This window comes from Halorussus amylolyticus (genome assembly GCF_004143485.2).
Taxonomy (GTDB): domain Archaea; phylum Halobacteriota; class Halobacteria; order Halobacteriales; family Haladaptataceae; genus Halorussus; species Halorussus amylolyticus.
The window spans coordinates 61,727-82,336 of sequence record NZ_ML974131.1; the positions used below are offsets into that span (position 1 = coordinate 61,727).

28 protein-coding genes and 3 pseudogenes are annotated in these 20,610 nt (G+C 65.1%); 8 read left to right on the forward strand and 23 right to left on the reverse strand.

Annotated features, from left to right (window positions below; genetic code table 11):
- Window positions 1-97 precede the first annotated feature (97 nt).
- A complete protein-coding gene (locus EKH81_RS04250; protein ID WP_132059121.1) occupies window positions 98-316 on the forward strand; it encodes a type II toxin-antitoxin system HicB family antitoxin in 219 nt (72 codons plus the stop codon).
- A complete protein-coding gene (locus tag EKH81_RS04255) occupies window positions 282-569 on the forward strand; it encodes a type II toxin-antitoxin system HicA family toxin (protein WP_132059122.1) in 288 nt (95 codons plus the stop codon). The genes EKH81_RS04250 and EKH81_RS04255 overlap by 35 nt, the downstream gene beginning before the upstream one ends.
- A gap of 36 nt (window positions 570-605) precedes the next feature.
- Here EKH81_RS04255 and EKH81_RS04260 read toward each other — a convergent pair whose 3' ends face one another.
- Both EKH81_RS04260 and EKH81_RS19720 read right to left on the reverse strand, forming a co-directional pair.
- A complete protein-coding gene (locus EKH81_RS04260) occupies window positions 606-1,994 on the reverse strand; it encodes a signal recognition particle protein Srp54 (RefSeq protein ID WP_132059123.1) in 1,389 nt (462 codons plus the stop codon).
- A 128-nt stretch (window positions 1,995-2,122) separates the two neighbouring features.
- Entirely contained in the window at window positions 2,123-2,248 is a 126-nt protein-coding gene (locus tag EKH81_RS19720; protein ID WP_274380476.1) for a hypothetical protein, read from the reverse strand.
- A gap of 228 nt (window positions 2,249-2,476) precedes the next feature.
- On the opposite strand from EKH81_RS19720, the gene EKH81_RS04265 reads away from it, so the two are divergent.
- The gene (locus EKH81_RS04265) at window positions 2,477-2,752 is read left to right on the forward strand and encodes a hypothetical protein (protein ID WP_132059124.1); all 276 of its coding nucleotides are present in this window, start codon (window positions 2,477-2,479) and stop codon (window positions 2,750-2,752) included.
- A gap of 12 nt (window positions 2,753-2,764) precedes the next feature.
- Here EKH81_RS04265 and ftsY read toward each other — a convergent pair whose 3' ends face one another.
- The 12 genes and pseudogenes from ftsY to EKH81_RS04315 form a co-directional block, all read right to left on the reverse strand.
- A complete protein-coding gene (gene ftsY / locus EKH81_RS04270) occupies window positions 2,765-3,832 on the reverse strand; it encodes a signal recognition particle-docking protein FtsY (RefSeq protein WP_202935058.1) in 1,068 nt (355 codons plus the stop codon).
- Between the two features lie 6 nt (window positions 3,833-3,838).
- Window positions 3,839-4,369: pseudogene (gene pfdA / locus EKH81_RS19250) on the reverse strand (prefoldin subunit alpha); the annotation flags it as partial.
- Window positions 4,297-4,473 carry a 50S ribosomal protein L18Ae gene (gene rpl18a / locus EKH81_RS04275; protein WP_132059125.1) on the reverse strand — a complete coding sequence of 59 codons (177 nt, stop codon included), beginning with the start codon at window positions 4,471-4,473 and terminating at the stop codon, window positions 4,297-4,299. The pseudogene pfdA and the gene rpl18a, both read right to left, overlap by 73 nt.
- Window positions 4,474-4,533: 60 nt before the next feature.
- Complete coding sequence (locus EKH81_RS04280; RefSeq protein ID WP_132059126.1) at window positions 4,534-4,791, reverse strand: winged helix-turn-helix domain-containing protein; 258 nt, start codon at window positions 4,789-4,791, stop codon at window positions 4,534-4,536.
- On the reverse strand, window positions 4,788-5,237 hold the full coding sequence (locus EKH81_RS04285; protein WP_132059127.1) for an arsenate-mycothiol transferase ArsC: 450 nt from the start codon (window positions 5,235-5,237) through the stop codon (window positions 4,788-4,790). Before EKH81_RS04285 ends, EKH81_RS04280 begins: the two co-directional genes overlap by 4 nt.
- 144 nt (window positions 5,238-5,381) lie before the next feature.
- The gene (locus EKH81_RS04290) at window positions 5,382-6,461 is read right to left on the reverse strand and encodes an anthranilate phosphoribosyltransferase (RefSeq protein WP_238392116.1); all 1,080 of its coding nucleotides are present in this window, start codon (window positions 6,459-6,461) and stop codon (window positions 5,382-5,384) included.
- Window positions 6,458-7,309, reverse strand: coding sequence for a uroporphyrinogen-III C-methyltransferase (cobA, locus tag EKH81_RS04295; RefSeq protein ID WP_132059128.1), 852 nt, complete (start codon window positions 7,307-7,309; stop codon window positions 6,458-6,460). The genes EKH81_RS04290 and cobA overlap by 4 nt, the downstream gene beginning before the upstream one ends.
- The gene (locus EKH81_RS19950) at window positions 7,306-8,070 is read right to left on the reverse strand and encodes a DR2241 family protein (protein ID WP_394352035.1); all 765 of its coding nucleotides are present in this window, start codon (window positions 8,068-8,070) and stop codon (window positions 7,306-7,308) included. The genes cobA and EKH81_RS19950 overlap by 4 nt, the downstream gene beginning before the upstream one ends.
- Window positions 8,071-8,094: 24 nt before the next feature.
- Window positions 8,095-8,925: pseudogene (locus tag EKH81_RS19955) on the reverse strand (CbiX/SirB N-terminal domain-containing protein); the annotation flags it as partial.
- On the reverse strand, window positions 8,918-9,223 hold the full coding sequence (locus EKH81_RS04305; RefSeq protein ID WP_132059129.1) for a DUF6360 family protein: 306 nt from the start codon (window positions 9,221-9,223) through the stop codon (window positions 8,918-8,920). The gene EKH81_RS04305 and the pseudogene EKH81_RS19955, both read right to left, overlap by 8 nt.
- A 2-nt stretch (window positions 9,224-9,225) precedes the next feature.
- The gene (locus EKH81_RS04310) at window positions 9,226-11,001 is read right to left on the reverse strand and encodes a nitrite/sulfite reductase (RefSeq protein WP_132059130.1); all 1,776 of its coding nucleotides are present in this window, start codon (window positions 10,999-11,001) and stop codon (window positions 9,226-9,228) included.
- A gap of 129 nt (window positions 11,002-11,130) precedes the next feature.
- On the reverse strand, window positions 11,131-11,466 hold the full coding sequence (locus tag EKH81_RS04315; protein WP_132059131.1) for a DUF8134 family protein: 336 nt from the start codon (window positions 11,464-11,466) through the stop codon (window positions 11,131-11,133).
- A 248-nt stretch (window positions 11,467-11,714) separates the two neighbouring features.
- Here EKH81_RS04315 and EKH81_RS04320 point away from each other — a divergent pair, with 248 nt between their 5' ends.
- Window positions 11,715-11,900: a hypothetical protein gene (locus EKH81_RS04320; protein ID WP_132059132.1), complete on the forward strand. Its 186-nt coding sequence runs from the start codon at window positions 11,715-11,717 to the stop codon at window positions 11,898-11,900.
- A 123-nt stretch (window positions 11,901-12,023) separates the two neighbouring features.
- Here EKH81_RS04320 and EKH81_RS04325 read toward each other — a convergent pair whose 3' ends face one another.
- From EKH81_RS04325 to EKH81_RS04350, 6 genes are all read right to left on the reverse strand, one after another.
- Entirely contained in the window at window positions 12,024-12,689 is a 666-nt protein-coding gene (locus EKH81_RS04325) for a translation initiation factor IF-6 (protein WP_132059133.1), read from the reverse strand.
- A gap of 4 nt (window positions 12,690-12,693) precedes the next feature.
- Window positions 12,694-12,972 carry a 50S ribosomal protein L31e gene (locus EKH81_RS04330; RefSeq protein WP_132059134.1) on the reverse strand — a complete coding sequence of 93 codons (279 nt, stop codon included), beginning with the start codon at window positions 12,970-12,972 and terminating at the stop codon, window positions 12,694-12,696.
- A complete protein-coding gene (locus EKH81_RS04335; protein WP_132059135.1) occupies window positions 12,972-13,124 on the reverse strand; it encodes a 50S ribosomal protein L39e in 153 nt (50 codons plus the stop codon). Before EKH81_RS04335 ends, EKH81_RS04330 begins: the two co-directional genes overlap by 1 nt.
- 90 nt (window positions 13,125-13,214) lie before the next feature.
- The gene (thpR, locus tag EKH81_RS04340) at window positions 13,215-13,769 is read right to left on the reverse strand and encodes an RNA 2',3'-cyclic phosphodiesterase (protein ID WP_132059136.1); all 555 of its coding nucleotides are present in this window, start codon (window positions 13,767-13,769) and stop codon (window positions 13,215-13,217) included.
- Window positions 13,770-13,855: 86 nt separating this feature from the next.
- Window positions 13,856-14,263 (reverse strand): hypothetical protein, encoded by a 408-nt coding sequence (locus tag EKH81_RS04345; protein ID WP_132059137.1) that lies wholly within the window; start codon window positions 14,261-14,263, stop codon window positions 13,856-13,858.
- 89 nt (window positions 14,264-14,352) lie between these two features.
- Entirely contained in the window at window positions 14,353-14,508 is a 156-nt protein-coding gene (locus EKH81_RS04350; RefSeq protein WP_162224490.1) for a hypothetical protein, read from the reverse strand.
- A gap of 139 nt (window positions 14,509-14,647) precedes the next feature.
- On the opposite strand from EKH81_RS04350, the pseudogene EKH81_RS04355 reads away from it, so the two are divergent.
- Both EKH81_RS04355 and EKH81_RS04360 read left to right on the forward strand, forming a co-directional pair.
- Window positions 14,648-15,385 (forward strand): annotated as a pseudogene (locus EKH81_RS04355) (tetratricopeptide repeat protein); the annotation flags it as partial.
- Window positions 15,386-15,387: 2 nt separating this feature from the next.
- Window positions 15,388-15,678, forward strand: a complete 291-nt coding sequence (locus tag EKH81_RS04360) for a DUF424 domain-containing protein (RefSeq protein ID WP_132059139.1) — start codon at window positions 15,388-15,390, stop codon at window positions 15,676-15,678.
- A gap of 11 nt (window positions 15,679-15,689) precedes the next feature.
- Here the strand turns inward: EKH81_RS04360 and EKH81_RS04365 are convergent, their stop codons facing one another.
- Both EKH81_RS04365 and EKH81_RS04370 read right to left on the reverse strand, forming a co-directional pair.
- A complete protein-coding gene (locus EKH81_RS04365; protein ID WP_132059140.1) occupies window positions 15,690-15,872 on the reverse strand; it encodes a hypothetical protein in 183 nt (60 codons plus the stop codon).
- A gap of 122 nt (window positions 15,873-15,994) precedes the next feature.
- On the reverse strand, window positions 15,995-17,215 hold the full coding sequence (locus tag EKH81_RS04370) for an arylsulfotransferase family protein (RefSeq protein ID WP_132059141.1): 1,221 nt from the start codon (window positions 17,213-17,215) through the stop codon (window positions 15,995-15,997).
- A 408-nt stretch (window positions 17,216-17,623) separates the two neighbouring features.
- Here EKH81_RS04370 and EKH81_RS04375 point away from each other — a divergent pair, with 408 nt between their 5' ends.
- Both EKH81_RS04375 and EKH81_RS04380 read left to right on the forward strand, forming a co-directional pair.
- Entirely contained in the window at window positions 17,624-18,583 is a 960-nt protein-coding gene (locus EKH81_RS04375; protein ID WP_132059142.1) for an oxidoreductase, read from the forward strand.
- 383 nt (window positions 18,584-18,966) lie between these two features.
- Window positions 18,967-19,731 carry a DUF7983 family protein gene (locus EKH81_RS04380; protein WP_132059143.1) on the forward strand — a complete coding sequence of 255 codons (765 nt, stop codon included), beginning with the start codon at window positions 18,967-18,969 and terminating at the stop codon, window positions 19,729-19,731.
- Between the two features lie 145 nt (window positions 19,732-19,876).
- Here the strand turns inward: EKH81_RS04380 and EKH81_RS04385 are convergent, their stop codons facing one another.
- Window positions 19,877-20,521, reverse strand: coding sequence for a helix-turn-helix domain-containing protein (locus EKH81_RS04385; RefSeq protein WP_202935059.1), 645 nt, complete (start codon window positions 20,519-20,521; stop codon window positions 19,877-19,879).
- Window positions 20,522-20,610: the final 89 nt, after the last annotated feature.

A 20,610-nucleotide genomic window follows, 5' to 3' on the forward strand; every position in this document is an offset into this window, starting at 1 on the left:
GGTGCGTACGAATCACGTGATTTTGTGGAATAAAATGTGGTACGGCGCGAAGTCGCCGGACGAACATTTATCAGAAGTGCGGACCAACGTACACATAATGGCGAGTTCTGCGAAAGACACCGACCCGGACGGCGTCGAATTTATCCAAGAGTCGGATGGTCGGGTCACGGCGAAAGACCGCTTGACTGGAGTTGCTTCGTTCGGTGAGACGCGAGCGGAAGCACTCCGAATGCTCGCCGACGCACTGGAGTCCCACGAGGAAGCCACGAACCATCCGGACGATGAAGTCCCGGAAAGTGACGCGCCGTGGCTGTGAACGCGTGGCGTCGAAAAACATCACCGGCCGCGAGATTCTGAAGGTACTGACCGACAATAGCTACGTCGTCGCCTCACGGACTGGAAGCCACGTCACGCTAAAATGGCGGTCGCCCCACGACGGTAAGGTACGTCGAGTGACGGTGCCGGACACGAAGAAAACGATACCACGCGGAACGCTAAGTAGCATTGCGGAGGACTGCGGTGCGGAGGATTTCGAGGAATGGTGCGCGTGGATTAATCGAAATTCGTGAACTGAACAGAAACCGAGTCCGAACGACCGAACAGTTCTACCCGAACGGCCCCATCCCGCCCATACCGCCGCCACCGCCTCCGCCGCCCTGCATCTTCTTCATCATGCGCTCCATGTTGCCCTGGCCCATCCCTTGGAACTGTTTGAGGGTCTGGGACATCATCTTGTGCTGTTCGAGGAGTTCGCGGACCGTCTCCTCGTCGGTCCCGCTCCCGCGGGCGATGCGCTCGACCTGACTCGCACCGATGGCTCGCGGGTGTTCGAGTTCGGCTTCGGTCATCGAGTCCATGATGACCTCGAAACGCCGCATCCGGTCTTGAGTCACGTCCATCGCGTCGTCCGGGAGTTCGTCCATCAGGCCGCCGCCCAGTCCGGGAATCATGTCCATCACCTGGTCGAGCGGTCCCATGTTGTTCATCGCCGTCATCTGTCGGCGCATGTCCTTCAGGGTGAACTCGCCCTTGAGCATGTCCTCGGGGTCCCAGTCTTCGTCTTCCTCCTGGGTCTCCTCCATCGCGCGCTCGACGCGCTCGGTGAGCTGCTTGAGGTCGCCCATCCCGAGCAAGCGCGAAATGAACCCCGAGGGTTCGAAGCGTTCGATGTCCCGAACCGTCTCGCCGGTCCCGAGGAACGCGATTGACGAGTCGGTCTCGTTGACCGCGGTGAGCGCGCCGCCACCCTTCGCGGTCCCGTCGAGCTTCGTGATGACGACACCCTCGATGCCGATGGACTCCTCGAACTGGCGGGCCTGGTCTTTCGCGCCCTGCCCGATTGCGGCGTCGAGGACGAGCAGATTCCGGTCGGGATTCACGACCTCCTCTATCTCCTCGATTTCGGCGATGAGGTCGTCTTCGAGCGCGTGGCGACCCGCGGTGTCCACGATGTGCACGTCGGCGTCGCTCGTGGCCTCCAGTCCCTCGCGGGCGATTTCGACTGGGTCCTCGGCGTCGGGGTCGCCGTAGAAGTCCACCTCGGCGCGCTCGGTCATCTCCTTGGCCTGGTCGTACGCGCCGGGCCGGAAGGTGTCGGTCTGGATGACCGCCGGACGGAGGCCCTTCTTCGCGAACCACCACGCCATCTTCGCGGACGTGGTGGTCTTGCCCGACCCCTGAAGCCCCGCGAGCAGGATGGTCTGGTCTTCGAGCGGGAGGTCGGTACTCTCGCCCACGAGCGCCACCATCTCCTCGTAGACGATGCTGAGGACGTGGTCGCGGGCGGAGGTGCCGCCCGGCGGTTCTTCGTCCAGCGCGCGCTCTTTGATGGAGTCCGAAAGCTCCATCACGAGGCTCACCTCTACGTCGGCCTGTAGGAGCGAGCGCTGAATCTCCTTGACAATCTCCTCGATGTCCGCCTCGGTCACGCGGGACTGCCCGCTGAGTTTGCCGAGGGAACCGCGAAGAGAGCTTCCCAAATCGTCGAGTACCATCGTTGTTCGTGGATAGACTGCGCGGGCGTTAAAGCCTTTTTCTAGCCTACGTGTGCGAACCGACGTATCTCGGGTCAGACCCACCGACTCGGTTTTAGAGTGCGACCAAGGCGGAGGCCCCCTCGTCCCTACTCGGGTTCGTCGGGGGCGCTCTCCGCCGACACGGTCAGACCCCACGGCCTGACCTTCACGTCAACGCTGTTCCAACGCTTCGGCACGAGCCGAAGACTGAGAACGTCGACTGCAATCGTCACTACCGACAGTAGAAGTGCCCATATCATAGATTTCTCAAGCGCGGTGCCAGGACACCGAGCGGGATTCTCTATCCGTAAATCGCCAGTTCTGACTCCAACGTTCGTCGCTTCGGTTTCAACTGAAAAGCGAACAGTAGTCGCGTTCACGCTCGAAGTAAGCGTCGCTGCCATCCGGCCGATACGCTTATTTTACTCCCTTCGAAACTCACGACCGCACTAGTTCAATGCATGGCACGCGATTTAAATCAGGCACGCGACGATTCGGTAGCAACGAACGGTGAACGCGCGGACGTGACGGGCGAACCGCGAGGCCGGTCGCTCGGCCAACTGGCTGGCGAACTCGCGTCCGACGCGTACAACATCGTGGTGGCGCTCGCCATCCTCTCGGCGTCGTACTGGGTGATGTTCCGTCACCTCCCGGTCGAGTGGTTCACGCTCGGGTTGGCGGCGATGGGACTCATCGCGGTGAACGTCGTCGTGGCGCTCCGCCACTGGTACGCGTAAAAACGGGCGCGGCTACTCGTCGTCGGTCCCGAGGAGGCGCTCGACCAACTCTTCGGGGTCGAATCGCTCGATGTCGTCGTAGCCCTGTCCGGTACCGAGAAAGAGGATGGGCTTGCCCGTGACGTGCGCGATGGAGATTGCCGCCCCGCCCTGCGAGTCGGCGTCGGCCTTCGTCAGCACCGCGCCGTCGATTTCCGCGGCGTCGTTGAACTGCTTGGCTCGCTGGACCGCGTCCTGTCCGGCCACCGCCTCGTCCACGAACAGCACCATGTCAGGACCGACGACGCGACCGATCTTCTCTAGCTGGTCCATCAGGCCCTCGTCGGTGTGGAGCCGACCCGCGGTGTCGCCGAGCACTACGTCGATGTCGTGGGACTCGGCGTACTCCACGGCGTCGTAGATGACCGCCGCGGGGTCGCCGCCCTGCTCGTGGGCGATGAGCTTCGTATCGAGGTTGTCGGCGTGCTCTCGAATCTGCTCGTTGGCTCCCGCGCGGTAGGTGTCGCCGTTCGCGAGCACCGTCGAGAGGCCCTGTTCCTCGAAGTACTGCGAGAGCTTCGCGATGGTCGTCGTCTTGCCGACGCCGTTGACGCCGGTGAAGATGATTGTGACGGGCTTGTCGGCCTCCCGAACTCGGCTGTCGAAGTCGAACTGGCCGACCGAGATGACCGACAGCAGCGAGTCGGCGAGCGCCTGTTCGACCACGTCGGCGGTCTCGTCGCTGAACGACCGGGTCGCACCCGAGAGGTCCTCGCGGATGCGCTCCAGAATCTCGTTGGCGACGCTCAGCTCCACGTCGCTTTCGAGGAGCGCCATCTCCAGTTCCCAGAGCGGGTCTTCGAGGTCCTGTTCCTCGATGACGATTTCGCCCTTCGCGAACGACTTGGCCTTCTTCGCGAAGCTGTTAGACGAACTGGCGTCGGTCGAGTCGTCGTCGGGTTCGGCCTCCTTCGGCTCGGATTCGGCGCTCGCCGGGGCTTCGCTTTCGGCCTCGGCTTCGGCGTCCGCCGCTTTCTCCTCGGTCGTCTCCTCGACGTCGCTCCGAAAACTCCCGAGTTTGTCCTTCAGGCTGTCGAACATCGCCGATTACTCGTCCTCGTCCTGCTGGCCCTGCATCTGCTGCATCTGCTGTTGCATCTGCTGTTGCTGAAGTTGCTGGGCCTTCTGCTCCAGTTGGCTGCTCTCGTCTTCGACCTCACCGACCTCGTCTTCGAGGTCGGCGATGCGGTCGTCGAGGGTGTCCTGCTTGGTTTCGAGGGTGTCCACGGCGTCGTCCTCCTCGCGCTCTGCGGCGTAGCCGCCGCCGAGTTCCACGACGACCTCGTCCAAGTCCTGCACTTCGGCGTGGACGTGTGCGCCGCCGCCGAGCGGGACCTGCACGACCGACCCGGTTTCGAGCGCGTCGAGGGTGTCGATGGCCTCGTCGATTTCGGTCTTCTCGTCGCGGAGGTCCTCGATTTCGCCTTCGAGTGCCTCCTTGTGCTGTTCGAGCTCCTGCAACTGCTGGGAGAGCTCCTGAAGTTCGGGGTTGCCGCCGCCACCCATCATCGGGCTTCGACCTCCGAAATGTCGACCTGAGTGCGCTTCAGTCCGTGTCGCCCGCCGAAGTTGGCGTAGGCGTGTTCGCGCGCCACGTTCTCGTTGGTGGCGTCGATGCTCGTCTCGAAGTTTCGCCAGCCGTCTCGGGCTTGGTATCGTCCGCGTACAGTAAACTCACTCATGGCTCTACGTGGGGCATCCGCAGGGAAGTATTTTCCTACTCGGTGACGACCCGACGCGATTCAGTCGGTGAGTTCGTACACCTTTCGGCGGGCGTCGCCGGGGTCGCGATACTCGACGACGACGCCGCAGTCTTCGAGGCTCCGGACCCCCGACCGAACCGCGTCCCGCGAGAGACCGCCGTCCGCGATTAGCTCGGACTGGCTCCGACGACCGCGGTACTCCAGCAGTTTGTACACCAACTTCGCGCTCGGCGAACAGGCCGAAACGCAGGCCAGTCCCTCGTCATCGGTTCTTTCGCTGTCGGTCTCGCTGGTCACGTTCCTGACGTTCCCTCGACGCCGGTCTCGGCGTCGCGCTCGCGTTCGAGTTCGTCGAACAGGTCGGCGACCCGGCCCTCGATTTCGTCTCGAATCGCCCGGACCGCGTCGGGGTCCCGGCCGTCGGGGTCGTCGAGTCCCCAGTCGCGGTTCTCGCCCGACCACGTTGCAGGGCACACGTCCTTGGCCGAACATCCCATCGTGACGACGTACTCGCAGTCCTGTAAGTCCTCGAACGTCACTTCTTTCGGGGTTCGGTCTGAGAGGTCGAAGCCCTCCTCGCGCATGACCTCGACGACCTCCTCGTGGACGTAGTCGGCGGGGTCAGTCCCGCCGGTGACGATTTCGACCCACTCCGTACCCCGGCGACCGCGCTCGCGCTCGGCGAGCGCGGTCGCCATCTGGCTTCGGCCCGCGTTCTGGACGCAGACGAACGCGACTTTCATTCGTCGTCCCCCGCGGGCGTTGCGAGCGAGCAGTCGATTCGATACCGGGTGTCGGTAGCGTGCGCCATCGGTGGAACGATTGAACAGGTATTCAAATAAGCGTTCCGTGTCGGAGAACCGTCGCGTGTTGAACGTCCAAATTCCTCACGCGTCGAACGCCCGGAGCGCGTCGAGTCGGGCCGCGGCGCTCCCGTCGGCGAGGGCGTCTCGCGCTTGCGAGACGCCCTCGCCGACCGAGTCCGCGTCGCCGCCCGCGTAGATTCGGAACCCGGCGTTGAGCGCGACGGCGTCCGCGAAGGCGTCGTCGCGCTCGCCCGCCAGCACGTCCTCGGTGACGCGGGCGGAATCCGCGGGGAGGTCTTCGACGCGCAGGTCCTCGCGGTCGAAGTCCGCGCCGAAATCCGCGGTTTCGATTTCGTCGTCCGCGACTTCGCCGCCCGACCACTCGGCGACTCGCGTCGTGCCGGGGCGAACGTCGTCGTACCCCTCCATGCCTTGGGCCATCACGACGCGCTCGAACGGGAGTTTCTCGCTCTCTCGAATCGCGTTCGCGATGCGCTCGGCGTACGAGAGGTGGTAGAAGCTCCCGAAGTGGGCGCTCGCGTTCGCGGGGTTCGCCAGCGTCTCGACCGTGTTGATGGAGGTCCGAACCCCGACCGACTCGCGGACCTCGCGCCGGGCGTGGACGAGCGGATTGAACCGCGATTGGGCGTAGAAGCCGAACCCGACCGCATCGACCATCGCGGCGCTCTCGGCGGGGTCGAGGTCGGTCGAAACCCCGAGTTCGGCCAGCACGTCGCCGTAGGTCGTGCCGTGCTTCGCGGGGAGTTTCGGGCCGCTGTGGGCCACGACCGGGGTTCCGGTCGCGGCCGCGACCAGTCCCGACGCGACTCCCAGTACCGCGGTCTTGCGCTTGCCGTCGTAGTTGGCCCCGCAGTCCACGGGGTCGGCGTCCGGTGCTGAGGTCCGAACCGACCGCTCGCGCATCGAATCCACGAACCCCGCGAGTTCCTCGGGCGTGCTCTCCTTCCAGCGATTCGCCAGCAGGAACGCCCCGAGTGTCGCGGGGTCGGGGTCGCCCGCGAGCACGCGGTCGAACGCCTCCCTCGCCTGCTCGTAGCTCATGTCGTCGGCGGTCTTCGGCCCGGAACCGACGACCTCGGTCAGGAGCCTCCGGAGCGTCCACTCGCCGTCGATGGACCTGCTGACGTGAGACGGCGTCACTGGTGGTTCACCTCGATTTCGTCCTCGGCGGACGCGGCGGCCGGACTCGCGGGACCTAACTCGCTCGCGCCACCGGACAGGCAGTGGGCGACGGTCTCTCGAACGCCCACCACGTCGCCGACGACGGTGACTGCGGGCGGTTCGATGTCGGCCCGTCGGGCGCGCTCGACGATGGTGTCGAGCGTCCCGGTCACGGTTCGCTCGCCCGGAAGCGTGGCGCGCTCGACCATCGCGACCGGCGTCTCCCGACCGACGCCGGACTCGGCGAGCGCGGCCACGTTGTCGGGCAGGCGACCCACGCCCATCAGGACGACGAGGGTGCCTCCGGCGCTCACGATGCTGGCGAGCGCGTCCCAGTCGATGGCGCTGTCGGGCTTGGCGGGGTCCTCGTGGCCGGTGACGACCGCGAGCGCGGAGGCGTGGTCGCGGTGGGTCGGCGGCACCCCGGCGGCGCTCGGCGCGGCGATGGCGCTGGTCACGCCCGGTACGAACTCGAACGGGACGCCGTGGCGCGCGAGGTGTTCGGCCTCCTCGCCGCCCCGGCCGAACACGGTCGGGTCGCCGCCCTTGAGTCGGACCACGTCCCTTCCGGCCCGCGCCTCGCGCACGAGCAAGTCGTTGATTTCGGCCTGGGGCGTGCGCTCGCCGTCGGGTCGCTTGCCGACGTTCTCGACCGCGGTTCGTTCGGGAATCGATTCGACGACGCCGTTGCCCACGAGGTTGTCGTGGAAGACGATGTCCGCTTCGTCGAGGAGTCGCCGGGCCTTCACGGTCAGGAGTTCGGGGTCACCCGGCCCGCCCCCGACGAGCGAGACGGTTCCGGTGGTGGTTGGATTCGGTTGGCTCATGGTCGTCTCTTCGGGCGTCCCGTCCGGCGGTACCGGACCCGGTAGACGTTCGCCGGGTCGGTCAGGTCCCCGCGCGGGACGGACGCGTCTTCTTCGCGTGGCTGTTCGTCGGTCGGTTCGGCGCTCGCCTGCCGGTCCCCGTCCGATTCGTGCTGGTGAAACTCGCGCGCCGCGGCCACCAGAAACGAACACGGCTCCCGGCACGGAATCGCGCCGTCGCGTTCTCCCTCTCCGGATTTCTCGCCCGCGTCCCACGTCCGTCGTTTTGCGCAGTTTCCACAGCACGCTTCGACGGTCCGGGCCACCTCCTCGCGCGAACAGTCGGAAACGCACTCGTAGATGCCGGTCTGGCGGTCGGCGACCGCCCGGAAATCCACCGGGTCGAAGTTGCCCGTGCGCTCGGCGGCCCAGTGCTCGACGCTCGCGGGGTACACGATGCTGAGCGCGCAGAGCAGTCCCTCTCGGTCGAGGTCGGTCAGCACCCACCCCTGCGGAAGCGTTCGCTCGCCGGAGAACGGCCGATACCGGCCGTCGTCGGCATACCGGACCGTCTCTCGCAGGTCGGCGACCTCGCGGCCCGCGAGGTCGCCGACCGCAGTTTCGCGGTCCTCGCGGTGCCGGAGGTCGTAGTTCCCGTCGTTCGTGGAGGTGATAGCGAGTTCGCCCCACAGACGGGTGTCCGAGGCGTCCGTCACCGCGCCCGAGGTATCCGCCACCGCGCTCGAGGCGTCCGTCCCGGGCGCCTCGGGCGCGTTCTCCACCCAGTCGAGGAACGTTTCGGCGGCGTCACTTTCGACGGGCCGAGAGCGGTCGGCGGAGGCCGCGGCCTCCGCCGACCGCTCGACGTTCGCGCCCGCTTCGGCGGCGCGTTCGAGCACAACGTCAGCGACGAGCGGGTCGGTGCCGACCGCCGGCGCGTACCAGATGCGCCGGTCGCCCACGGTCGCCGGGACGGAGTAGCCCGTTTCGGGGTCGTCGGTCAGTCCGAGGAGTTCGGGAATCTCGTCCTGCGTGTGGAAGCCGTCGGCGATGAACAGCGGGACGACCGCGATTTCGTCGGCGTCGAAGTGCTCGCGCACGTCCTCGACGTACGGCGATTCGTCCATGAACACCGCGCCGACCTCTGCGAAGTCGCTCTCGTCGCGGAGCGCCTCCACATGGTCGTAGATGGCGTCTGCGCTGTTGGGGTTGCGCTCGGTGCCGTGGCCGACCACCGCGAGCGCCACGTCGTCGGCCGGGCCGTCGAGGAGTCGCCGGGCGCGGGCCGCGATTACGTCGGTCATCGCGGGGTGGGTTCCGATTGGGTCGGCGTACCGAACCGTCAGCGAGTCGTCGCGGTCTCGATTGCGGTCGCGCTCGCCCAGTCCGAACTCTCGCGGGAGGACCTGCTCGACGAAGTAGCCCTCGCTCACGAACAGCGGGACGACGATTGCTTCGTCGGCGTTCACGGTGTGGAGGGCGTTCCGAAACGACAGCCCCTCCTTCCAGAACGCCGGGAGAACTTCGCTGCACGTTCCACGCTCGCGCACACGTTCGACCGTCTCGTGGACCGGCGCGGACGAATCGGGATTCCGGTGCGAGCCGTGCCCGGCGACGATGAGCGCCTGCTCAGTCATCGTCTGCCCCCATCGAGTCGTTCGCTGCGTCCTCGACTCGCTCGGCGTGTCGTTCGAGCGCGGCGGCCACCGACCGGGCCTGCTCGGGCGCGAGCGTCACGGTGTCGGCGTGGGCCGGGAGCGAATCGAGTTCGGTGTTGTCGAGTTCGAGTTGGAGTTCGACGTGCTCGGGGTCGCGCCGGGCCGCGGTCACGTTCAGCGTGGCGTACGCCGACTCCTCGAAATCGTGGCCCTCGGCGGTCGCGTCCACGAGGTCGAGCGTGGTGTACGCGTTGACTTTGAGTACGCGGTCGGTCATGGTCAGTCGTCGCTCGGCAGGGGTTCGTCCTGCGGGTCGGTCGGCGCGGGCGAGGCGTCGAGGTCGTCCTCGTCAGCGTAGGGATACCACGTCATCTTCGTGTTGTGCATGTAGGGGTCCTCGTAGTCGGTCTCCTCGGGGTCCGCGAGGGCCTGCAGTTCGTCCTCGTCGCGGTCGGCCACGAAGTCCCGGAAGCTCTGGCCCGATTCGCGCCGCTCGTCGTAGGCCGCGAGCAGATTCCGGATGTACCCCGGAATCTCGTCGGCGGCCACGCGCATCTCGACCCAGTCGGCGAACTGGGGATTCTCGCCGAGACCGCCGCCGAGTCCCACGTCGAACGCCTCGACCGGGTCGCCGTCCTTCCGAGTCTTCATCCCGCGGAGCGAGATGTCCGCGATTTGGGGCTGGGCGCACGACGCTGTGCATCCCGAGAGGTGGATATGGAAGTCCTCGACGCCGTCGGGCACCGGAACGTTCTTTTTCAGCCAGTCGGCGTACCGGACCATACGGTTCTTCGTCTCCACGATGGAGAGCGAGCAGTACTCGGTGCCGGTACACGCGATGGACCCCCGGAGGAACGGGTGGGGGTCGGGCGAGTACGTTTCGAGGAGAGATTCGCCGAGGAAGTCGTCTAAGTCCTCCGAGGCGATGTCGCCGACGATGAGGTTCTGGCGCTGTGTGACGCCAATCATCTCCGAACCGTACGACTCGGCGAGGTCGGCGAGTTCGATGACCTCGTCGGCTCCCATCCGGCCCACGAGGACCGACAGGCCGACGAAGTGGTCGCCGTCGTGCTGGTCGTGGACGCCCACGTAATCGCCCGGCGCGTCGGCGCGACCCGCGTTGTAGTCGTACTGGTCGCGGAGATTGTCGCCCGCGGCCGGCAGGTCGTACTCGACGCACTCGTCCTGAAGCACCGCCCGTACTTTCTCGGTACCCCACTCGTCAACGAGGAACTTGATGCGGGCGTTGAATCGGTCCTCGCGGTCGCCGTGGTCGCGGAACAGCGCGGAAAGGCCAGCCGCGACCGTGCCCACGTCCTCCGGCTTGCAGAACACGTCGATGTCCCGCGCGAACCGGGGTTCCTTCCGGGCGAGTCCGCCGCCGACTCTGACGTTGAACCCCTTTACTTCCTCGCCGTCGATTTCCTTGACCGCGGGTTCGAACGCGAGGTCGTTGATGTCGCCCTGTCCCGCGCCGCGGGTGTCGCCCGTCACCGCGACCTTCCACTTCCGGGGGAGGTTCGCGTAGAGGTCGTTGCCCTTGAACTCCTCGTGGAGGTCCTCCACGATGGGCCACACGTCGAGGTGTTCGTCGGCGTCCCGACCGGCCACGGGCGACCCGACGATGTTGCGCCACGAGTCGCCACACGCCTGAATCGTGGACAGGCCGACGGCTTCGAGGCGCTCGAAGATGTCAGGGATGTCCTCGACGTTAATCCAGTGGAGCTGAATCGACTGGCGGGTGGTGAAGTCGGCGTAGGCACCGCCGAACTCGGGATTCTCGACCGGCCCGGTCGCGTACTCGCGGGCGACCTCGCCGACCACTCGGAGCTGTTCGGGGGTGAGTCGACCCATCGGAACGCCGACTCGCATCATGAAGTACGACTCTTGGCCCTTCCGCTGGTGGTACAGCCCCCACCACTTGAACCGCTCGAACCACGCGTCGTGTTCGTCCTCGGGGATGGCGTCCCAGCCCTCCTCGGCGAACTCGTAGAGGTGGTCGCGGACCTCCGTCCCGTAGATTTCGTCCTTCCAACCTTCGACTTTGCTCGGCATGGGCGGTCCAATGCGGGCAACCGATAAAGAGGCGGTTTCCCCGTCAATTGTCCCCGAGGCTCCCGTCAACGGGAGGGTTTTGCCGGTATCTGGGATGCGTCCTCGGTCACTCGACCGCCCGACTCCCAATCACTCCGGCGTCGCCAGTTTCGTCCGCCGCCGGGGGACGTGAACGCTCGACGGGACGACCTTCCTGAACGCTCCCGTCTCGCGGTCCACCCGCCCCATCGCGAGCCAGTCGGTGACGCCACTGGCTCCGCACGCGATGCACTGTCCCGCGATTCGTCCCTCGACGTCGGGCCAATCGACGCCGACCTCGACGAAGCCTTCCGCGAGGAAATCCGCCTGTTCGCAGTCGCAGATGTCGTGACGCGCGAGAAGCCAGAGCTGGCTCACGGGGACGGTTCTTTCGTCGTTGACGCTGAGCCACGCCCCGTCGTCGAGTTGGTGGACCGAGACGACCATACCACCCACAACTCGGAGTTCGGGCCTAAGGCTGTCGTCGCCCGTCATCGTTGCCACCTGTCATCGGATTCGGTGACGCACGACCACCGCGAAAATAACCGGTTCGGGCCGCGAGCCGTCGGCTCGCGGCCCGAACCGGTTATTCGGTCGGGTCCGAAGTGTCGGAGAGAACCGCCGGTACGCGAGAGCAGCGGTAGCGATTACACGGGAAGGCGGCCTTATCTGCGTCGTGTTCGTACCACGGGACAATGACTGCCGACGAGACACTCGACGAACCGCCCTCGAAGACGGAGGCGTCCGACGCCGACGAGTCGCGGGCGACCGACGACGCCGACGACCGGAGCCACCTCTCGGACCTCGCCGACGGCTCCGGATGCACCGAAATCTGGGAACACCTGAGCGAACAGCGAGAACGAGACGCCGACGAGGAGTAGCGCGGAGAAAATCTCTCATAGTGATCGCTGCGAGTATTCAAAATATCCGACATTTCAGGGGTGTCGAGGGGTGAATCCGTCGGTCTGTGACTGCCTACCGGTACAGAGTCACAGCGATCACTATCAGTCGATGTAGCCGAGCGCCTGCTCGATTCGACCCAACTCCGGCCCGGTCGTCTCCTGACCGACCACGTAGCCGTGTTCGTTGGCGAGCAGTCCCGACCCGACCAGCGGCGCGCCGTAGTTAATCGTGCCGATGTCGGCGGGCACGCCCAGCGCGTCTTCGAGTCGGTCGAGCTGGTCGTCGGTCGCCTTCGGATGGCAGAGCACGCCGTGGTTCGTGGCGACGGCGGCGGTGCCGACGGTTCGGACGCCCGCGAGTTCGCCCCGTTCGACGTCCACGCCGAGACCGTCTCTGACGGCTTGGACCGCCTCTCGCGGGAGGTCCGGGTGGACGTACGCGCCCTCGTCGTTGGCGAGGACGACGTTTCCGGCGGCGTTGATTTTTCCGGGGAGTTCGGTCACGGGTGCGCCCGTGGCGTCCTCGATGCGGTCGCGTTCGCGGTCGGAGACCCGACTGCTGACGAGCAGGCCGTTCTCGTTGCCGACCGCGAGCGCGCCCACGGTCGCGGACCCGCCCACGGTCGTCGGGACCGTCTCGACTTCGAGTTCCTCGCCGAGGTCCGCGACGAGGTCGTCTTCGAGGTCGGGCCGAACCAGCAGATACTCGTCAGTCGTGCGCGCGAACACACCGACGTACGACGAGCCGAAAAAGGCGGCGCGGAACAAAGCTCTACTCGGCTGTTTCGGCTTCGACCACGGTCTCGCCCTCTTCCTCGAATCGGGCGGCCCGCACGCGAAGCTTGCTTGGGGGCTTTTTGCGACCGCGCGACCAGATTTCCTCGTTGATGGAGGGGTCGAGACGGACCTCGTCGCCCTCGACCTTGAAGTGCTGGGCGAGGTGGTCTCGGACCAGCGACATCGCCTTGTCGGCGCGCTTGTGCTTCGCTTCGGCCTTCACGTCTCGGAGCGGCACGGTGATGACTCGCTCCTCGAAATCACTTGCACTCATTATTCGTCGGTGTCGTTACGCCGCCAGTTGCGGCGCTTGGGGTTTCGCATCACGTCGCGGTCGGTCTTCATGATGACCCACGCCGGGACGCGGCTGTTCTGCCGGTCGAGTTTCGCGAGGCGCTTTTTCTTCGCCTTCGACTTCTTGCTCATGGTACCATGACCTTTTCCGGCGGCGTTTAAAATCTTGTTCCTTTGGTCGCTCGCGCGGTTCGAACCGGCGGCGGTTCGACCGTCCGGTCGCTACAGCTCGAACGACTCGACCGTCTCGTACTCGGGTCCCTCGTCGGTCAGCACGCTCTCGGTCAGCCGAATCTCGGTCACGTCCGTCGTGCCGACGGTCGGGTCCTGATTCTCGACCGCGTCTTGGACGATTTCCTTGCCGCCAGCGTGATTCATCCGCCCGAGCGTGACGTGGGGCGTGAAGTCGTGGTCCTCGGCATCGAAGCCGAGTCGAGTGACCTCGCGCTCGATGGCCTCGTGGAGTTGGGTCATCTCCTCGCCGCCGTCGCCGACGCCGAGCCAGACGACGTTGATGTAGCCGATGCTCGGGAAGACGCCCAATCCCTCGAACGTCGCTTCGAACGGTTCGACCCCGGCCTTCGAGACAGCCCGCCGGAGCGCGTTTTTCACCCGCGGGAGCTGGCCCTTGTTCACGTCGCCGAGGAATTTGAGCGTGACGTGGGCCTGCTCGGGGTCGGTCACGTCGAGGCCCGAGGCGTCCGCGAACTGGTCTTGGACCTGCGCGATGTCGTCGGCGAACTCGTCGGGCAGGTCGATGCTGACGAACAGTCTCACTATGGCGTGGTTTGGACGGTAACTGGCTTGAAGGTGGGTGGTCGCGTGGCGAGTCGAGATGGCGCACTCGGGGGGAGCCTGCTCACTCAGAGTTCCGGAAACCGCGTTTGCATCGCTTCGAGATATTCGGACTGCTCGTCCGGCGGCCAGTTCGGAGCCTTGGCAAAGAGGCGTTCCGCCGCTTCGTCAATCTCCTGTAGAATATCCGGGTCGGGTTCGGCGCTTTTGTTCTTGTTGTAAAGATAGCAGAGTTGCACGACTTCGGCGATTTCGATACCCCGGACGTAGAGCGAAGCGATGCGCCACTGTCCGATTTTTATTTGTCGAACGTGTTTCGTCCCTCGGAACGTCTTCCGTTCGAGTATTTCGTTGGCCTCGCTCGCCTCTCGTTTTCGGCTCTCGAGTACACTGACGACCTCACGGGCGTTTCCGGGATCCACGTCTTTGACTAGCTTCTCGTAGAATGGGTCCGAAAGGACGTAGCTGACGGCCATCTACTCGGTGTAGTGACGCGCCACTCAAAAGCATTGACTATTTCGACTAAAAACAATCTGTCGCCGAGGGGAGCCGAAATCGGAAGACGCTATTCGTCGGTCGCGTCGATAGCGTCGCGCACATCGTCGAGCGTCTCAAAATCGCCTTCTCGGATTTGCTTGGGAGTGACCACGTACTCGGAATCCGACTCCTCATCGTCGATATACTCTGTCTCGTGGTCGCCGCGGTCGGACGAGTACGCCATACTAATTCTAGATATCCCGCAAAACGTTAAAAGTCTTTACTACCGATTCGCGGTCGCTGTCGAACGAACGGCGTCGAGACCGCCAAAAGTGAATCCCCATGGCGTAGGTCTTAACACCGCTGAACGCCAACCCGAGTACATGACCGACCCAGAGGACCACGACTTCTCGGAGGACGACCGCTTCGACGACCCCTACGAGGCGTTCGACCTCGACCCTCCCGAACTCGGCGTGGACCCCGACAAGGTGGACCCGGTCGATTCGCGGGTCGTGACCGACCTGCTCGACCAGCAGAACGTCTCGGACGACGCGGTGGACGTGGCCGAACTGCTCGAAGTCGGCCTGAACTACATGGAGATAAATCGGTTCGAACAGGCCACCGACGCCTTCGAGCGCGCGGCCCAGTACGCCCCCGACGATTCCAAACTCGAACAGGAGGCGTGGACGAACAAGGGCGTCGCCCACGCCGAGTTGGAGGAGTGGGACGAGGCCATCGGCGCGTACCGCGAGGCCATCCATATCGACGACGACAGCGAACACGCCGCCACCGCCGAGACCAATCTCGCGTACGCGCTGTGGGAGTCGGGCCGGAGCGAGCAGGCGCTCGAACACGCCGAGCGCGCGGTCGAACTCGACGAGCGATTCGCCGAGGCGTGGTTCAACCGCGGCTTCTTCCTGCTCGAACGCGGTCTGGCCGAGGACGCGCTCAACAGCTTAGAGAACGCGATTCGTCTCGGGCTTCGAAACTCCCAGATTCTGGACGAGAAGGCGCGTGCGCTCGAAGAACTCGGCCAGTACGACGACGCCGAGGAAATCGCGGAGGAGGCCGAACAGATGCGCCAGCAGGCCGAACAGGAACTCATCGAGAGCCAGCAGGACAGATGATTCTCAACGAGCGCTCTACCGACGAGGGCCTCCTCGTGGCGGTCTGCGACGACGACGTGCTCGGCGAGACGTTCGAGGAGGGCGAGGTGTCGCTGACCGTGACCGAGGAGTTCTACGGCGGCGACGAGGTGGACGAACAGGCGGTCGTCGAGAGCCTCGCACGCGCGTCGGTCGCCAACCTCGTCGGACGCGAGGCGGTCGAACTCGCGATTCGGGAGGGGTTCGTGGACGAGGCGAACGTCCTCGACGTCGATTCGACGCGCCACGCGCAGTTTTTGCGGATGTAGTTCCGGGTTCTTCACCCGTCTCCGAGTGCCGGGAGATTCACCACCAACAGCGCCAGCACCGACAGTCCCGCGAAGCCCACGCCGACCGCCACCAGTCCGGTGTCGAACGCGAGCGCCAAAACCGCGTGGAACACTCCGACGAACGCGAGACCGACGAGAAGCAGACTCACGCCGAGCCGTCGTTTCGAAACCATACCTCGTGGTCGGGAGGGAAGGGCCTTAACGCCGTCCCTCGCTTGGCCGTCCGGAAATCACGTCGGACGATTCGCAGGGCGTTACTGGCGGATGGTTCGCGGGGGCGTTACTGGCGGATGGTTCACCGGCCGATTCGCGGCGGCCGCGTCGCCTCCGGACTCTCGATTGCGCTCGTCCCCATCGCTCCCGAGTTTGACTCTACTGCGCTCCCGTTCGCGCTCTCGTCGCCCGTGCCGAGACGTTCGGAATCGTAGCCGCCTTCGACCTCGACGCTCCAGACCACGCTCCCGTTGGGTGCGACTTCGAGGACGCGGCCGCCGTCGGTGTCGGTCACGAGCGTGTTACCGTTCGGGAGTCGGTCGGCGTCCCGCGGCCAGTCGAGGGCGTCGTCGCTCCACGTCCACGCCCGATTCCACTCGGCATCTTCACCGGTCTCGCCCGCGCTTCCCTCGCGGTGGAACTCCACCACGCGGTCGTTCTCGCTGTCGGCGAGAACGACCGCGGGACCGCCGCGTTCTTCGGGAATGTAATCGGGGTTGTGCTGTTCGTAGAGGGTGTCGTGGTCGCCGTCGCTCCCGAGAGTCCACTCCTCGTCGAGACCTCTCTCGGGGTCGATGAACACGACTTGGTCCTGATTCCGCAGACTCGCCATCACCCGGCCGTCGTCGAGCATCTCCACGTCGTTGAGGTGGGTCCAGTCGCGGGGGAACGGTCCGCCGGAGTCGAACTCGAAGTCGGTCTGCGCCTGCCACTCCCACGTCACGAGGCCGGTCGTTGTGTTCACCGCGAACACTCGGTCGCGGGCGATGTCGCCGACGAGCAGGCGGTCGGGACCGATTCGGTCCATGTCGTGCAACTGCCCGCGGTCGGTCGAGGTGAGATACGTGTAGATTCGCGTGACCTCGCCCGTACTCATGTTCACGCGCTCGAACATGTTCTTCCAGCACGCGGTTTCGGCGTTGCACTCCTCGGGACCCAGACGCTCGGCCGCGACGTACTCGACGGTCGCGCGCTCGCCGGGCACGGGGTCCACGTCGTTGTACACGAGGTGCGAGTCGTTGCGGTACAGTTCCGACCCGTTCTCGGCGTACGCGGCCACGAAGTTCGCGCGGTCGCCGCCCGCGGTGCGCTCGCTCGTCGCGACTACCGTGGCGTTCTCGTACGCTTCCACCGTGGCCGCCTCACTGCTCCCTGCCGAGTCGTTCGCTTGCGCGTCCGGCCGGTCCTGCGTTCCGCTGTCGACCGCGACGACTCCCGCCCCGACGAGAACTGCCACGAGAACGACGACGACCGCGACCCCTCCCGCCACCGCGTGCTTCGCTCGAAACGGCGTCTGTTCCATCGCCCGAAAATCGGCGGAGTCGCGAGTAAATCGGCGCTATCGTTCACCGCGATTCAGTCGGGGATGGGTCGATTGAATCCGGGCGCGTCGGATTAAGCCGAGCGTTACTCGCCTGCTGTCGGGCAAAATTCCTCACCCTCGACACGTCGAAATTCGGAGACGGAATCGGGTCGGCAGTAACCGCTTTCCCGTTAGGCGTCGAACTTCCGACCGAGAAGCATGAAGTTGGTCGCCAAACTTCGGGAGAGGATTCGCGGTGAGACGAGCGGCGCGTACGTCTGTACGATATGCGGACTGACGTTCGAAAATCGCGGACCGGTGCTCTGTCCGGAGTGTCGCGGTCTCGTGGTCGCGCGCGACAAATAAGTTGCCGGTACGTTTCTGTATCTCGAACTACTACTCGGAGACATGACCAACGGATGGACGACCGAGCGGATGCCAGCACTCGACGGCCGGACCGTCGTCGTCACGGGCGCGAACAGCGGCGTGGGATTCGAAGCCAGTCGCGCCCTCGCGAGCGAGGGCGCGCACGTCGTGATGGCGTGTCGGAGCGTCGAGCGCGGCGACGACGCCGCCGCTCGGATTCGAGACGACGACCCGAGAGGGTCGGTCGAGGTGTCCGAACTCGACCTCGCGGACCTCTCCTCGGTCGAATCGTTCGCCGAGGGATTCGAAGCCGACCACGACGAACTCCACGTCCTCTGTAACAACGCCGGGGTGATGGCGATTCCGCGCAGCGAGACCGAAGACGGCTTCGAGACCCAGTTCGGCGTGAATCACCTCGGTCACTTCGCGCTAACCGGCCATCTGCTCGATTCGCTCCGGGAGACGCCCGGAGAGGCGAGAGTCGTCACCCAGAGCAGCGGCGTCCACGAGCGCGGCGACATCAACTTCGACGACCTCCACGGCGAGCACTCCTACGACGAGTGGGGCGCGTACGCCCAGAGCAAACTCGCGAACGTGCTGTTCGCCTACGAACTCCAGCGCCGACTCGACGCCTCCGACTGGGACGTGGCGAGCCTCGCCTGCCATCCGGGCTACGCCGACACCAACCTCCAGCGCCGAGGTCCCGAACTCGCGGATTCGACGGTTCGGCTCTGGGGCGCGAAAGCCGCGAACGCCCTGCTCGCTCAGAGCGCCGAAAAAGGTGCGCTCCCGATGCTGTACGCCGCCACCGTCCCGAACGTGGACGGCGGCGAGTACGTCGGTCCCGGCGGCCTGCTGAACATGCGCGGACCGCCCGAAGTCCAGCGCTCAAGCGACCGGTCCTACGACCGCGACCTCGCAGAGCGCCTCTGGTCGGTCTCCGAGGACCTGACCGGCGTGCGCTACGACCTCGAAGCCGCGATTCCGGCAGAATCGGGGTAGCCACCGACCGACAGCGCTCGGCCACACAACCGAACAGGCGGGACTTCCGAAAGACACGTCTTTCGGCTTCCCGTTCGTCCCTCACGGGAATGAAAGGGGCCGCCCGGTCGCGGCCGAAGGCCGTGGTCGTCTCATCGACCCCTATTCGCGCCGAGCGGTGCGTTGCGGGGAGGCGCGAATATGTCGGTGAGCGACCGCGACCGGGCGGGGGCTTTCGAAGCATTCCCCGTGATTGATTCTGCAGTTCATAGCGACACGGGGGCTTTCGAGGAAGCCATCGTCGTACCGTGTCCGTCTGAAATGGGAGTTCTACACTATCTTCGTCTCTCGCCGATTCGTAGCCGACGAAAGCTTTTGTACCGTGACGCACCCATCTCCCGGTAATGACGAACGTGACCGACTACGACCCGGTGGAGTGTCCGGTCGCCGACTGCGAGTACCGCGACCGGATTCGCTCGGTCGCGGGCCACGTCAGCGGTTCGGACGACGACGGCCACTCGTGGTCCCGACTCGGCTACGACGGCGCGCGCGACTTCGTGATGACCGAAAAGCGCAGACAGCGCGAAGACGGCGACGGAAGCGCAGTGAGCCAGCCGACTGCCGATTCCACGGAAACGCCCGGCGAAGCCTTCGAGGCGGCCACCGACCCCGACCCGTTCGAACTCGGTATCGAGCGCGAGGCGCTCCTCCTGCTTGACCTCGCTCGGGAGTACGACTTCGAGACGCTCGACGACCTCGACAGAAATCAGCTCACGGACATCTACACCCTGCTCTCGGACCTCAAGAGTTCGGCCGACGACGCCCGAAAGGAGGTCCGGGACGCGCTCATCGAGACGACTCGGGACGACGGCGAGATTACCGCCGACCTCGGTTCGGTGAGTCGCTACACCTACGAGCGCCGGAGCCTCAAGGACGACGCCGCGGTTCGCTCGGCGGTTCGAGACGCTGGCGTGGACCCCGTCTCGGTCCGAAGCTTCGACTCGAAAAAGCTCAGAGAAGTCGCCGAAGACGGCGCTCTCGACGAGCGCGCCGTCTTCGACTTCGAGGAGCGAACCCAGATTCGCAAGGGGAAGGCAAACGAGAACGGTCGGTGGGAGCGATTCCAGCGCCTCCCAGACGAACTCCGGGCGTTCGCGGAGGACGACTAAAAGGCGACCGTCGGCGTCACCGTTCGGCCGCTATCGGCCGCCTGTCGGTGTAACGCCCGCCTCGTCCGCGCCGTCGGCGGCCAACTGAGTCGCCACGCCGTCGGAACCGCGAATGGAGGCCTGACGTGTTTTGAGACCGTGTGCGCTACTCGGATTCGCGCTCGTCCGCTGTAGAACGGTCCCCGTAGAGGGCGACCAATCCGGCCTCCGCTTTTCGGAGGTGGTTTGCGACCGTACTCTTCGCGCAGTCCAGTTCGTCCGCAATCTCTCGAACGCTCGTCCGTCGAGGGAGTTCGTAATACCCGCGTTTCCGGGCGACTTCGAGCACCTCCGCTTGTCTGTCAGTCAGCGCCGCTACTTGCGACTCCCTGTACGCATCGTACTCTCCGAGTCGATTGACCGAGACCGAGAGATGGTCGGGGACGCCAGCGACTACCGTCTGCAGTTCCTCCGATTCGCCAGCAATCTCGAACACCATCTCCCCATCGCCTCCGTACTCGATTGGTGGAACGACGAGCAAATCCGTATCGACCAGGAGTTCACGAAACCGTCGCGCGTGTTCGTTAGCGGTCTCTCGAACGTAGACGTAAAAACTCCGGTCGTCAATCGGCGTCGTCTCGTACTCCTGGATTGTGCTCACGGACGAAAGTGCCGAGAGGTAATCGTCGCGTCCTTCCTCGACGTCACCTACGATGTGAAATAGGGACGTGACGTACTCCGGATTCGAGAAATTCCAGTGGCGGAGGGACGCCCGCCGAATCGACTCCTGTTCGACGAGGAACTGATGCATCGGGTGTCGCGCTCCCTCTGGATACCAAATCTCCAACTGGAGATATCGCATTAGCCGACAGTATCTCGTCGAACTACTAAAAGAGGTGG

Excerpts from the sequence above, each read along its gene's own strand:
- EKH81_RS04385 (WP_202935059.1), bottom strand. The coding sequence starts at position 20,521 with ATGCATCAGTTCCTCGTCGAACAGGAGTCGATTCGGCGGGCGTCCCTC.
- EKH81_RS04320 (WP_132059132.1), top strand. The coding sequence starts at position 11,715 with ATGACTGCCGACGAGACACTCGACGAACCGCCCTCGAAGACGGAGGCG.
- EKH81_RS04375 (WP_132059142.1), top strand. The coding sequence starts at position 17,624 with ATGACCAACGGATGGACGACCGAGCGGATGCCAGCACTCGACGGCCGG.
- EKH81_RS04360 (WP_132059139.1), top strand. The coding sequence starts at position 15,388 with ATGATTCTCAACGAGCGCTCTACCGACGAGGGCCTCCTCGTGGCGGTC.
- EKH81_RS04380 (WP_132059143.1), top strand. The coding sequence starts at position 18,967 with ATGACGAACGTGACCGACTACGACCCGGTGGAGTGTCCGGTCGCCGAC.
- EKH81_RS04310 (WP_132059130.1), bottom strand. The coding sequence starts at position 11,001 with ATGCCGAGCAAAGTCGAAGGTTGGAAGGACGAAATCTACGGGACGGAG.
- rpl18a (WP_132059125.1), bottom strand. The coding sequence starts at position 4,473 with ATGAGTGAGTTTACTGTACGCGGACGATACCAAGCCCGAGACGGCTGG.
- ftsY (WP_202935058.1), bottom strand. The coding sequence starts at position 3,832 with ATGTTCGACAGCCTGAAGGACAAACTCGGGAGTTTTCGGAGCGACGTC.
- EKH81_RS04255 (WP_132059122.1), top strand. The coding sequence starts at position 282 with ATGAAGTCCCGGAAAGTGACGCGCCGTGGCTGTGAACGCGTGGCGTCG.
- EKH81_RS04305 (WP_132059129.1), bottom strand. The coding sequence starts at position 9,223 with ATGACCGACCGCGTACTCAAAGTCAACGCGTACACCACGCTCGACCTC.
- EKH81_RS04345 (WP_132059137.1), bottom strand. The coding sequence starts at position 14,263 with ATGGCCGTCAGCTACGTCCTTTCGGACCCATTCTACGAGAAGCTAGTC.
- EKH81_RS04250 (WP_132059121.1), top strand. The coding sequence starts at position 98 with ATGGCGAGTTCTGCGAAAGACACCGACCCGGACGGCGTCGAATTTATC.
- EKH81_RS04285 (WP_132059127.1), bottom strand. The coding sequence starts at position 5,237 with ATGAAAGTCGCGTTCGTCTGCGTCCAGAACGCGGGCCGAAGCCAGATG.
- EKH81_RS04370 (WP_132059141.1), bottom strand. The coding sequence starts at position 17,215 with ATGGAACAGACGCCGTTTCGAGCGAAGCACGCGGTGGCGGGAGGGGTC.
- EKH81_RS04315 (WP_132059131.1), bottom strand. The coding sequence starts at position 11,466 with ATGGTCGTCTCGGTCCACCAACTCGACGACGGGGCGTGGCTCAGCGTC.
- EKH81_RS04260 (WP_132059123.1), bottom strand. The coding sequence starts at position 1,994 with ATGGTACTCGACGATTTGGGAAGCTCTCTTCGCGGTTCCCTCGGCAAA.
- EKH81_RS04350 (WP_162224490.1), bottom strand. The coding sequence starts at position 14,508 with ATGGCGTACTCGTCCGACCGCGGCGACCACGAGACAGAGTATATCGAC.
- EKH81_RS04330 (WP_132059134.1), bottom strand. The coding sequence starts at position 12,972 with ATGAGTGCAAGTGATTTCGAGGAGCGAGTCATCACCGTGCCGCTCCGA.
- EKH81_RS04265 (WP_132059124.1), top strand. The coding sequence starts at position 2,477 with ATGGCACGCGATTTAAATCAGGCACGCGACGATTCGGTAGCAACGAAC.
- EKH81_RS04335 (WP_132059135.1), bottom strand. The coding sequence starts at position 13,124 with ATGAGCAAGAAGTCGAAGGCGAAGAAAAAGCGCCTCGCGAAACTCGAC.
- cobA (WP_132059128.1), bottom strand. The coding sequence starts at position 7,309 with ATGAGCCAACCGAATCCAACCACCACCGGAACCGTCTCGCTCGTCGGG.
- EKH81_RS04365 (WP_132059140.1), bottom strand. The coding sequence starts at position 15,872 with ATGGTTTCGAAACGACGGCTCGGCGTGAGTCTGCTTCTCGTCGGTCTC.